We start from the raw sequence: 12,375 nt of genomic DNA, 5'->3' as shown, positions 1-12,375 counted from the left end.
GAAGCAACAGAGCAGAAAGAGAAAGCGGGATGAGACCAACTTGTCCCGCTTTTTCCTGTCCTGTTTTTTTCACTTCAAAGAAAAAGACCGTCAAAAGTATGAAACGCTAGGAAGCGAACAATCAGCAAACCAAGACTCAAGAAGGGAACGAAGGGCAACTGCGCCAATCGTTTCTTCCAGATACCTTGATAGCTAAAAAAAGCGAGGAGACCAAGACTGCTGGCTACCAGTAAGAGGGCCAAAAGGGTCGTCGGCGTTAGCCAAATACTCCAACCTGCCAGCACTAAGAGATCGCCACCGCCCATTCTTTCCTGCCAGACAAAAAAGACCAGTGGAACCAGCAAGCCTAAAGACAGCCATTGAAAAGAAGCGCCGCTCCTAAGCTGTGCCAGCGCTAGCAGTAGGTGGGCGGGGTACAGCAGTTGCGGGTAGACGCTATAGTCTATCAAGTCGGTCAAGCTGAGTAAAAAAGCACTGGTCAGCCATACAAAAGCCAGGAAGCTTTCTGAATCATGAAAGGCAAGCCCGCAAAGTCCGCCATAGCACAAGCAGGCGAAAACCCAATAAAACGGGGGTGAAAGCCATCTTGTAGGAAGGAGAAGAAACCAATGGTTATCCGAAACTTTGTTCACTTTCTGGTAGTGAGAACGAGAATCACTTTTTGGTAGATTCCAAAACAGGGTTTGTAAGATCAAAAGCCAAAAGAAGCCGAGTAAAGCGCCTAAAAAAAACACGAAAATCGTCATTTTTCGTCCCCCCTTATAAAGAAATACGTAAGAGAGTGAGAAATTTTCTCAAATAGATGATTTTGTTGTACTTTTTATTTGTTTCGTATTATCCTTAAAATAGATAATTTAGAGGAGGAATCGTTATGAAATTTGAACAAACAAAAGAAGTATTAAACCAACTTGTTGCTGATTTAAGCCAAATGGCTATGGTCGTTCACCAAACACACTGGTACATGCGTGGACCTGGCTTTTTGACATTGCATCCAATGATGGACGAATTCATGGATGATCTAAATGAGCAATTGGATGAAGTTTCTGAACGCTTGATTACATTAGACGGTTCACCATATTCAACTTTGCGTGAAATGGCTGAACACACTCAAATCCCTGATGAAGTGGGTAACTGGGACCGCACGATTCCAGAACGCTTAGCTACATTGGTAGAAGGTTACCGTTACTTAGCGGACTTATACCAAAAAGGGATCGAAGTATCTGGTGAAGAAGGCGACGATCCAACCCAAGATATCTTCATCGGCTTCAAAACAGCCATCGAAAAACGTATTTGGATGATCCAAGCGCACTTAGGCGAAGCGCCATTGATCGATCCAGCGAAATCTCGCGTACGTCATTAATCCACAAAAAAACCAGCGAAGAGCATTCTTCGCTGGTTTTTTTACTTGCTTGCTAATAACCCTTTGGCGGCTTCAATTTGCTGTGCCACTTGATCAAAACCGGTGCCGCCATAAGAATGGCGATTTTTGACGGCGGTATAGGAATCAAGTTTTTCAAAAATATCGCTGTCGATGGCAGGATGGATCGCTTGGTATTCTTCCAAGGAAACATCTTGCAGATAGATACCTTTGCTTAAACACTCGCTGACGAGTTTGCCGACGATCTCATGGGCTTGTCTGAAAGGCACGCCTTTGCCAGCTAAGTAATCCGCTAATTCTGTTGCGTTAGAAAAATCCTTTTCAGTGGATTCTTGCATCCGTGCTTGATTGACTTTCATCGTTGCGATCATGCCTGTCATGATCTGCAAGCTTTTCGTGATGGTTTCGGCACTGTCAAACATGCCTTCTTTGTCTTCTTGGAAATCTTTGTTGTACGCCAGCGGCAAGCCCTTCATGACCGTCAAAAGACCAAAGAGGTTCCCATAGACACGTCCTGTTTTTCCGCGGATCAGCTCCGCCATGTCAGGGTTTTTCTTTTGAGGCATGATGGAGCTGCCGGTGGAGAAGGTATCTGTCAGTTCTACAAATTGGTACTCGTGGCTGCACCAAAGAATCAGCTCTTCACAAAAACGAGACAGATGCATCATCAATAAAGAGGCGTTGCTTAAAAATTCCAAGATAAAATCACGATCGCTGACCGCATCTAGGCTGTTGCTGTAAATATTGCTAAATCCTAACTCTTGAGCGGTGAAATCACGATCGATAGGGAAGGTGGTTCCTGCCAAAGCGGCACTGCCTAAAGGCATCACATCGATGCGGCTCAAACTCTCACTGAAACGCTCTTGGTCACGTGTCAGCATACTGTAATAGGCTAAGAGGTGATGGGCAAAAGAAATCGGCTGTGCATGCTGCAGATGGGTATAACCAGGCATGATGGTGTAGATGTTGGCTTCGGCTTGTAAAACCAGCGCTTCTCGCAATTCAGCGATCAAAGTGATCACCTCTTGCACGACTTCTTTCAAATACAAATGCATATCGGTCGCCACTTGGTCATTACGACTACGGGCAGTATGCAATTTGCCTGCCACTGGTCCAATCAATTCATGCAAGAATGTCTCGATGTTTAAATGGATGTCCTCATTTTCAATCGTGAAGGTCAATTCGCCAGCGGCTAATTGCTGCTGAATCGTGGTCAAGCCGCCAATGATCGCTTCGCCATCGGGTTGACTGATGATGCCCGTATGGACCAGCATTTTGACATGTGCCAAACTGCCAAGAATGTCTTGCTTTGCTAACTTTTGATCAAACGTGATGGAAGCCCCAAAAGCATCGATCCATGCTTCGTTTTTCCCATCGAAACGTCCGCCCCATAATTTTGCCATATTCTCACCTCAAAAAAAGATTACGGCTGAAGCGGCAGCTTCAGCCGTGCATACTTAAATCAATGTTTCTGTTAGTTGCTGTTGTGCTTGGATCTCAGCGTGCACTTTGCTTGGCAGTCCCCATAATTTGATGAAGCCGATAGCCGCATGCTGATCAAAGGTATCTGCAGAAGTATACGTTGCTAAGTTTTCATCGTACAGGCTGTTTTCAGATTTCCGTCCTTCACAAATGACGTTGCCTTTGAATAATTTCAAACGCACGATTCCGTTGACGTAGACTTGTGTGCTTTTCAGGAAGGTAATCAAGGCTTCCGTCAATGGATTGAACCAAAGACCGTCATAGATGACTTGGGCTAATTGCTGCTCGATGATTGGTTTGAAATGCGCCAATTCCCGAACAAAGACCAAATCTTCCAATTCTTTATGAGCCGTCATCAAAGCGATCGCTCCTGGACATTCATAAACTTCCCGTGATTTGATTCCCACCAGACGATTTTCGATATGGTCGATCCGACCAACGCCATGCTCGCCAGCTACCCGGTTCAGTTTCATGATCAATTCTGCTAGATTCATCGTTTCGCCATCAATGGCCGTCGGTACCCCTTGATCAAAGGTGATCTCAACGATCGTTGGTACGTCAGGAGTATCTTCTAATTCTTGCGTGATAGCGTAGGCCCCTTTTGGCGGCGTTGCCCAAGGATCTTCTAAGACGCCACACTCACAGGCACGTCCCCACAAGTTTTGATCGATGGAATACGGATTGTCCAAATCAGCGGGAATCGGCACTCCTTTTTCAGCCGCATAGGCAATCTCTTCTTCCCGGGACCATTTCCATTCCCGAACCGGTGCGATGACTTTCAAGTGAGGCGCTAAAGCGGCGATCGCTACTTCAAACCGAACTTGGTCGTTGCCTTTACCAGTACAGCCGTGGGCGACGGTTGTTGCGCCAGTCGCTAATGCCAATTCCACCAATTTCTTGGCAATCAATGGACGAGACAAAGCGGAAACAAGAGGATAAGAATTTTCATAAAAAGTATTGCCTTGTAAAGCGATCAAAGCAAAATCTTGGGCGAATTCTTCGCGGGCATCGATGGCATAAGATTCAATCGCGCCAACTGCCAAAGCTTTGTCTTTAATGGATTGGGTGTCGCGACCTTCACCGATGTCTAGGCAGCAAGCCACCACATCATATCCTTGGTCCGTTAACCATTTAATTGAAACGGAGGTATCTAATCCTCCAGAATAGGCCAATATTACTTTTTCTTTCATACTTATTAACTCCTTTTTCGCGTGTTTTCAAGTGATTGAAGCTATCTTATCAGAATAAAAATAATAAATCAAGGGTAAAATTAAATATTTATACATAAAAATGGTGATTATCAGGTTTTTATACTATTATTAGTGATTGAGGAAAAGAAGTGAACACTCATTCTGTTAATGAAAGTTTATACATAATATTCATAAAGATATTCAGTTTTAGAAGCCTGCAACAACAAGTTTCGTTTTTCAGAGAAAATGGCAGAAAATGAATGGAGAAAATTTTCAAAAAGAGGCGGAATTACGTTGACATTAGGCTTTATAGAAGGTATTATGTTATATGGTATTGTTTGCCCCACAAGAGCCCCGGAAACTCAAGTGTATGTCAAACATTCGTGAAATTGAATTGGAGGAAAAAATTGTGCGTACAACATATATGGCCAAACCAGGCGAAGTAGAACGTAAATGGTACGTAGTAGATGCAACAGATGTTCCTATGGGTCGTCTTTCAGCAGTAGTAGCATCTGTCTTACGTGGTAAAAATAAACCAACATTCACACCTCATGTGGATACAGGCGATTTCGTAATCGTCATTAATGCAGAAAAAATCAAATTAACAGGTAACAAAGCAAGCGATAAAATTTATTACCGTCACTCAAACTTCCCAGGAGGATTGAAATCAGTCTCTGCTGGAGAATTACGTGCTAAAAATTCTCGTCGTTTGATCGAAACTTCTGTAAAAGGCATGCTTCCTAAAAACACTTTAGGCCGTAAACAAGGAATGAAACTTCATGTTTATGCTGGCGCTGAACACCCACATGCTGCACAACAACCAGAAGTATTGGACATCACAAACTTAATCTAATAGGAGGGAATTTCATTGGCACAAGCTCAATATATCGGCACTGGCCGTCGTAAAAATGCAGTAGCCCGCGTACGTTTAGTACCAGGTACTGGTAAAATTACTGTTAACAAAAAAGATGTTGAAGAATACATCCCACACGCAGACTTGCGTGAAGTAATCAACCAACCATTCGGCGTTACAGAAACTAAAGGTTCATACGATGTTTTTGTAAACGTAAATGGTGGTGGATACGCTGGACAATCAGGTGCAATCCGTCACGGTATCGCACGCGCATTGTTACAAGTTGATCCTGATTTCCGTTTAGCTCTTAAACGTGCTGGCTTACTTACTCGTGACGCACGTATGGTTGAACGTAAAAAACCAGGTCTTAAGAAAGCTCGTAAAGCTTCACAGTTTTCAAAACGTTAATCTTTTTATATCGATATTTTCAGACGCTTCGCAATTTAGATTGTGGAGCGTTTTTTTGTTGGTGTGAAGAATATCCAAATAATGCAATGGATGGATACTATCTAGTTGGGATAAACAGTATGAATATATGATATTCATAGCTAAGTAGATTAAAATTATTAATACTAAATTCTATCAGAATGTATGTAAACTTATTACGCAGGATCATTAAAAAAATCATACAATGATCTTCCTGAAATCAATAACTCTATGACATTATGATCATCTATGACTTCAATACCATGTCTTTTTAAAAACATCACAAATTGTGGTAAAAAATTTTTAACTGAAGCATCGAAATCAAGATTATATTGGCCATCTTCAGATGATATTTGCAGATAGAACATATCGAAACCAAAATCAAAGGGTGATAGCCGTACTTTTTTTCGTAAATAATTTCTGCTGATAAGAGACCATCATAGTTGATTTTTTTGCTAATTTTGTGGTTTGTTAACATTTCTATTAGCTTACGTAAATCATTATTTGAGTATTTCTTGATATAGATACCATCATTTTCGATAACCCAGTAATCATTAAAAATTGTAGGCAAAACTACAAATATTCCTATAGAAAAAATAATAAGAAATATCCAGAATGGCTGATATCCAAAGCCTGTGAATAGCAAACTAATAAATAACCAAACAGTCAAAAAGAGTAACCCTTTTTTTCCATTATATTTGTTACCAACAAGATAAGGCTTTTTAAAATATGGACGGCCTTGAACCAATTCATCTAGTGAAACATCATACAAATCAGATAATGCTAATAAATTATCTATCGATGGAACAGAAGATCCATTTTCCCACTTAGAAACAGCTTGTGTTGAAATAAAAAGTTTGTTTGCAATTTGTTCTTGAGTATATCCATTTGTATTTCTTAAGGTTTTCAAAATATCTTGTAGTAACATTTCAATCCCCTCCTTTCTCTGTTCACTGTTAGAATATATTTTTTTCTGATTTTTATCAATCAACTAGTGGTTGATGTCTGGTAAAATAAGCTTATACTTATTAGTAATGTGGTAATTTGCCTTAGGAAATAAATTAAGGAAAATGTATTAGCGTATGATCCCATTTTTAATATGAGCAATAATGAATTATTGATTTAAGGTAATTAGCTTATTTAGAAATAAATTAATTTTTATAGTTATGTTTTAGGTAACTATAATTCAATTTGAATAAGTGTACTCCACAGTATCTTTATTGATTCAAGGGTTATCACTAAACGTCTAATTTCATCTAGGAAAATTCATGTTATAGTCTCTTGAATGAATGAGACTTAATGGATTTTCATGGATTAAGATTCTTAAATGATAGTGAGTTATTTTTTTACTTTAGTAAATAATTAAAAATTAGAGACTCTTTTCTTTTAGATTTATATTTATGAAATGACTAATTTGGCAAGATTCTAAATTTGTGATTTTTTCACAAAAAAACAAATTATTTGTTAGGTGATGAATAAAATGATTAGTTCATTTTAATGAAATATAAACGCGTGCATTGAGAAATAGCCAAATTTTATAAATGATTATTTGAAATGACATAATCAATATTACTCTTTGAATGTGAGGTTGATTGATGATTCAGTCTTTATTAATAAGCATGTAAATAATAATGAAATGATTGTTTGTAGGGGGGATATATATCGTGAAAGAACATTTTAATCTATCAAAGAGTGTGAAAGTTCTCTATTCAGAAAAGCCTATTTCTGAAAGAGTAATTAAAAATTTTTTTAAAGTTGTGTGCAACAAAGATGGCAACTTTTTATCGCATTTGGATACTAAAGTCTTTTATGGTGATTTAGTTTATTCATACAGATTTTTTAGAACAAAAAGTGAACCTAGTTTTTTGAAAGGAAGCAAATTTGAGGAAATAAAGTTTGGCTTTTGTTTTGTTGTTGAATATAGGAATTACATTTTTATTAATTCGAAATATTGTCAATTAAATAAAGAAAATTTAGAGATGATTGGAAAAACAATTTCCTTTAGTAAATTTTCAGAGTTTTTGTCAGATGAGAACACTGAATTCCAAAAATTAAGCTTAAAGAATACATCAGTTTTATCTAGTGCAATTATCAATAGAGATATAGAAGGAAACGATTTAGAAAGGACGTTTTCTCCCATATATGCGAGCAAAAACATTGTGAAATCATGTAAGATAAGAAATGAAATGGGTGCATTTTCGCAGAATTTAGTAAGTTCAAGATTGACTAATTATTCATCTAAAAGTGGAATAAATGATTATTTGAACTGGTGCAAAAAAATAATAGATTTTGTATTAAATAATAGATTTTGTATTAATTGAAAAAAAACCTTCCAGTTATTTGAAGAACTTTTCTTCTCCCGTAAAATATGAAGATAAAAGAGATGAACTGGTTCTAGAATCAATAATGTTTGATTTGAGAGCTATACAAGATTTGAATTTAGTTTTTCTCAATGAGTGTAATCAAGAAATTAGTGCTTCAGAGATTTCAAGAAAATATAATAGAACTTTCGAATTACTTCCACAAGATGATCATCCTGAAAGTTATGTTGCCAAAATAGATGGAAGTACTTTTTTAAAAGTTAAGAAATTAAAGAAAAAAATAAAAATAACCATTTCAAATGATCTTATAGTTAAAGTGGATACAGAAGATAGCGAATCGATTATTGATTTTACAAATATACTAGTTAACAATTCTATTATTACTTTTGAGGACATAAAATATTCTTATTATGCTGAAACCTTGTTTACTGATACTTACTTAGTTAACAATAAGTCTAATTTTTTAGATAATTTCATTACTTTAAAGGAATTAAATGAAACTAAATCTGAAAAGGGTGAATTATTTGAGGATCAGGTATCTTTTGACGAATCTTCAGTTTTCGGAGTATTGGAAAAACAATTGGATGAAGAATACAATTATATATTTTGTGATGATTTAGGAACAGAATATGCGGATTTTATTGCTTGTAAGAAAAATAAGATTGGATTTTATCATGCAAAATCAAGTAATACTATTTTCTCAGCGAGTGCTTTTCATGACGTCGTCGGGCAAGCACTAAAGAATCTATCTTATGTAAGTGACTTGAAAAATATAAGATTAGATGAAGAAGATGGCGCAAAAAATTTTATTACCAAAAAAGATGTATGGAAAAGAAAATATGTTAACAATAAAGTTAAGACTAACATAGATAGGCTAAGAAAGCCGAGAAATGCTAATACAGATGAAGAAGTTGAAAGAGGGATAGATTTTCTGAAGAAAGTCAATTCCAATGGACAAACAATTAGAGTTGTAGCCATAGTAGTAGATTTTATATCTAAAGAAAAAATGGCCAAAGAAATTATGAAAAATACTAATAAGGAACTAAAGCAGATTTTATGGATACTCTCCTCCTTCATAAGTGCTTGTCAAGAATTGAACTTGATACCTCAAATAATTTGTAAAGAATAAGTATGCAGTACAAAATCATTATTTATCAATGAGAACATTGGGTTGAAGAATGTTCTCATTAATATCTAAAAATGTAAGCACATAAAAATAGAAGTTGCTTTTTAAACTAAAAAAAACAAATAGAGTAAAATCTACGGACATTAACTTTTATAGATCATAGTGCAACTTGATAGTTTGGTTATAATGTAAAGGCATAGTTTAAAGTATCACTATACACCTATATTGGGGTATCTCATTCATCAGAAGAAATCTATTCAAGTATACTATAATTAGTGTAAATTACTTCAGAGGAAGACATCAATGCTCTAGGATTAACTACTCTTACAATATCCACAACTTTATTTTTTTGCAGTGAAAGTTTATCATAAATCTCTTTAGAATAACTAGAATCTGACATTGATAGCATCAATTTTAGATTCGAGTTATCTCCAATAACACTTATGAAATCAGTAAATCTATCATGTTCAAAAAAGTTACTAGTATAGATTTTCTGTTTCTGGGTTTGGATTGTCTCAGGTATGTAGGGAGGATCCAAATATAAAAATGAATTATTTAAAATACTTTCACGTTCAACTTGTCTAAGAAAATCCAAGTAATCAAGGTTAGAGAAAGATACATTTTGTATGCAGGAGGATAAGTGAATAAGATCTTCTTCTTCGAAATTAATGGTTTCTTTTTTACCAAATGGAACATTATATTTTCCTTTATTGTTTATTCGATAAACGCCGTTGAAACAGGTTTTAGTTAGAAACCAAAAGAAAGAAGCTCTTGTGACGTTATTTATAGAGAAGTTATTATAGTAACTTCTCATCTCGTAATAGTAATCTTGTTTTTTTTCAATTGTTAATAATGATTGATATGTGTTACGTATCTCACCCATCTGCTCAACTAACTCATTTGGAGAGTATTTTAATTGAATAAAGAAATTAATTAAATCTGTATTTATATCATTAACATAGTATTCTTTGTATATTTTTTTTGGTAAAATGTTTATGAGCATTGTTGCGGAACCTAAAAAAGGTTCAATATAGACATCTGGTCGGCTGTTAATTGATGGTAATATATGTTTGATAATTTTTCTTTTAGAACCGGACCATCGAATCGGTGATGTTATTAATTTTGTCATTAGGTAGTCTCTCCAAAGATTTGATTAATCTTAAGTATAGAGTTTTCTTTGAGCAAAATCAATGAAACATTTAGTAGGAGGAAGGAAATGATAGAAGGACTTGTTTCTGAAAAAGATCTTATGAAAGCCAAAAGAGATAGAATGAAATCATTTATAACAAAAAAAATTCCCAAAGGAGCCGAGAACCCTTATTTATCTACAGGATGGGAAATTGATAAAGAGCTGAAAAATGATATTAGAATAAAAAAAGAAAAGGAGCAACATGTCCAATTTGAAAATGAGGTTTGGTTAACCTGTTATCGTTTAGGATTTACTCATATGAATAGTGATAATAACTTCAAGCTTTCGTTTGGTAAAGGATTAAGCCAACAAATAGATGTTCTTGCGGCTGACGACGAAACTGTCCTAATCATAGAGTGTAAGTACACCTCTCAAAAGAATAAGTTATCTAGTTTTAAAAAAGAAATTGAGGCAATTGCAGGTCAAAGAAGTCAAATCATTGGGGAAATAAACTCGCATGGTGCTAAAAAAAAAGTAAAATTTATTTTTGCAACTAAGAATTATATATTGAGTGAGTCTGATAGGGAACGTTTAGATAGTTATCAAATTGAGTACTTTGACAGTGACACACTTGAATACCTTAATGAACTCGCTAAGCACTTGGGAAATGCTTCACGATTTCAATTGTTAGGTCAACTATTTAAAAACCAAAAAATAGTAGGTATGAAAAATAAAATACCAGCTATAAGAGGTAAGATGGGTGGTAAAACCTATTATGAATTTTCAATTGAACCAGAAAAATTGTTAAAAATGGGATATGTTTTACATCGAAGCAATTCAAATAGATCAGAATTGCCTACATATCAGCGTATTATAAAAAAAGAACGACTAAACAGTGTGAAAGAATTTGTGAATAAAGGTGGGTTTTTTCCTAACTCAGTTGTTGTGAATATAAATACGAAAGGTAATTTACAATTTGATTCAGTTAATGCAAGTTACGATTCAGAAATAAGTGAGATTGGAGTGTTGCATCTTCCTCCCCTGTATAGATCTATATACATTATTGATGGTCAACATAGACTATATGGGTATTCAGATTCTGATTATTCTAGGAAAAATACAATACCTGTAGTGGCATTTGTTAATTTATCAAAGCCAGAACAAGTAAAATTGTTTATGGAAATAAACGAAAATCAAAAAAGTGTATCTAAAAATTTAAGAAATACACTTAATGCAGACTTGCTATGGGGTTCAGAGAACAAAAATGATCAAGCTAAAGCTTTAGGACTTAGATTGGCTCAGCAGCTAGGAGATCTCAAAGAATCGCCACTTTTTGGTAAATTTGTTTTTGGAGAAGACAAGGCAAATGACAATGCGTATTTAAAGATTGAGAGTGTGACAGAAGCAATCCAAAGAACAAGATATATTAATAAATATTCAAAGAAAGGGGAATTAGTTGATAATGGTATTTTTGATAAGAATGACAATGAGAAAACATTAGATTTTCTTTTCAAATATCTTTCTGCTATGTTTCATGTACTAAAGGAAGAGATGCCACTAGAGTGGGATCTAGGTAAAGACGGTGTTCTACTAACGAATGTTGGGGTAAGTGGATTTATTCGTATCTTTTACGAAATACTCTTGTATATAGAAGAGAAGGAAGAAATAAAGTCTATATCTGTAAATTATCCGTATTTAGTTGAACTATCAAAGCCAATTATTATGATAGTTTGTAATTATATTAACAATTTAAATGATGAAGATAAGTTGAAAATAAAGAAACTATATGGATCTGGCTCTAAAACAGCATATCAAAAAAGAATGCAAGTTGTAATACACAACAGTATGCCTGATTTCAAACCCAAAGGCATTGAGAAGGATATCATTGAATTTAATAAAACTTATAATGATTTTGGAAAAGAGATTATACCTCAGCTAAAAACCAAAATAAAAATTCTTTTTGAAGAGACTATGGAATCTAGCTTTGGAGAAAACTGGTTTAAAAAGTTACCGAAAAACGTATACAAAGTTGCTGTAGATAAGCAAAGCGAAAAAAACTATCATCTTGACCATAATGAACAAGAGTATAGTATTGCTGATGTTTTAACTTTAGATGATTATTCTTCTGTAGCTGTATATCAGAGTAATTGGAGAGATTATTTTGAAGAGCAATTTACTCAACCTTCGCATAGAAAAAAAAGAATGGTGAAAGAGAAGAAGATTGAATGGCTAAAGCAACTTCATAAATTAGATACTAAAAACTTGGATGAGTATAGCATAACCTTTGAAGAAAATGAGCTATTAGAGTATTTGAAAAAGTGGTTATTAACATGAAGTCAAAAAAATATAGATATTTTCTATGCTTTTAAATATTTAGTGTAAGTATAAAATAACTGAAAAATTAGTAAGAGCCAGTTAGGTATATCGCTTAACTGGTTTTATATTTATCAGAAAAAAACACTAGAATAAA

At 35.0% G+C, this 12,375-nt stretch carries 11 protein-coding genes; 6 read left to right on the top strand and 5 right to left on the bottom strand.

Features of this window, described 5'->3' with window-relative positions:
* Positions 1 to 74: 74 nt before the first annotated feature.
* Entirely contained in the window at positions 75 to 746 is a 672-nt protein-coding gene (locus tag IGI86_RS16915) for a prepilin peptidase (protein WP_430617612.1), read from the bottom strand.
* Positions 747 to 871: 125 nt separating this feature from the next.
* Between IGI86_RS16915 and IGI86_RS16910 the strand changes: the two genes are divergently transcribed.
* Entirely contained in the window at positions 872 to 1,360 is a 489-nt protein-coding gene (locus tag IGI86_RS16910; protein ID WP_005230382.1) for a Dps family protein, read from the top strand.
* A gap of 41 nt (positions 1,361 to 1,401) precedes the next feature.
* Here the strand turns inward: IGI86_RS16910 and argH are convergent, their stop codons facing one another.
* Complete coding sequence (argH, locus tag IGI86_RS16905) at positions 1,402 to 2,781, bottom strand: argininosuccinate lyase (RefSeq protein ID WP_430617611.1); 1,380 nt, start codon at positions 2,779 to 2,781, stop codon at positions 1,402 to 1,404.
* Positions 2,782 to 2,835: 54 nt separating this feature from the next.
* Positions 2,836 to 4,050 (bottom strand): argininosuccinate synthase, encoded by a 1,215-nt coding sequence (locus IGI86_RS16900; RefSeq protein ID WP_005230386.1) that lies wholly within the window; start codon positions 4,048 to 4,050, stop codon positions 2,836 to 2,838.
* Positions 4,051 to 4,456: 406 nt separating this feature from the next.
* Between IGI86_RS16900 and rplM the strand changes: the two genes are divergently transcribed.
* Positions 4,457 to 4,903, top strand: a complete 447-nt coding sequence (gene rplM, locus IGI86_RS16895) for a 50S ribosomal protein L13 (RefSeq protein WP_301280258.1) — start codon at positions 4,457 to 4,459, stop codon at positions 4,901 to 4,903.
* A 15-nt stretch (positions 4,904 to 4,918) separates the two neighbouring features.
* Positions 4,919 to 5,311: a 30S ribosomal protein S9 gene (gene rpsI, locus IGI86_RS16890; RefSeq protein ID WP_003128901.1), complete on the top strand. Its 393-nt coding sequence runs from the start codon at positions 4,919 to 4,921 to the stop codon at positions 5,309 to 5,311.
* Between the two features lie 298 nt (positions 5,312 to 5,609).
* Here rpsI and IGI86_RS16885 read toward each other — a convergent pair whose 3' ends face one another.
* Entirely contained in the window at positions 5,610 to 6,257 is a 648-nt protein-coding gene (locus IGI86_RS16885; RefSeq protein WP_430617610.1) for a helix-turn-helix domain-containing protein, read from the bottom strand.
* 736 nt (positions 6,258 to 6,993) lie between these two features.
* Between IGI86_RS16885 and IGI86_RS16880 the strand changes: the two genes are divergently transcribed.
* Together IGI86_RS16880 and IGI86_RS16875 are read left to right on the top strand one after the other, a co-directional pair.
* Complete coding sequence (locus tag IGI86_RS16880; protein ID WP_430617609.1) at positions 6,994 to 7,650, top strand: hypothetical protein; 657 nt, start codon at positions 6,994 to 6,996, stop codon at positions 7,648 to 7,650.
* An 85-nt stretch (positions 7,651 to 7,735) separates the two neighbouring features.
* Positions 7,736 to 8,779 (top strand): hypothetical protein, encoded by a 1,044-nt coding sequence (locus tag IGI86_RS16875; protein ID WP_430617608.1) that lies wholly within the window; start codon positions 7,736 to 7,738, stop codon positions 8,777 to 8,779.
* A 250-nt stretch (positions 8,780 to 9,029) separates the two neighbouring features.
* Here the strand turns inward: IGI86_RS16875 and IGI86_RS16870 are convergent, their stop codons facing one another.
* Positions 9,030 to 9,905 (bottom strand): DNA adenine methylase, encoded by an 876-nt coding sequence (locus tag IGI86_RS16870; protein ID WP_430617607.1) that lies wholly within the window; start codon positions 9,903 to 9,905, stop codon positions 9,030 to 9,032.
* Between the two features lie 87 nt (positions 9,906 to 9,992).
* On the opposite strand from IGI86_RS16870, the gene IGI86_RS16865 reads away from it, so the two are divergent.
* Complete coding sequence (locus tag IGI86_RS16865) at positions 9,993 to 12,239, top strand: DGQHR domain-containing protein (protein WP_430617606.1); 2,247 nt, start codon at positions 9,993 to 9,995, stop codon at positions 12,237 to 12,239.
* Positions 12,240 to 12,375 lie beyond the last annotated feature (136 nt).

It is taken from the genome of Enterococcus sp. AZ188, from assembly GCF_050544075.1.
Lineage (GTDB): Bacteria > Bacillota > Bacilli > Lactobacillales > Enterococcaceae > Enterococcus_D > Enterococcus_D entomosocium.
Note: the sequence above shows the minus strand (reverse complement) of the source record. Positions and strands in the feature narration are given on the sequence as shown.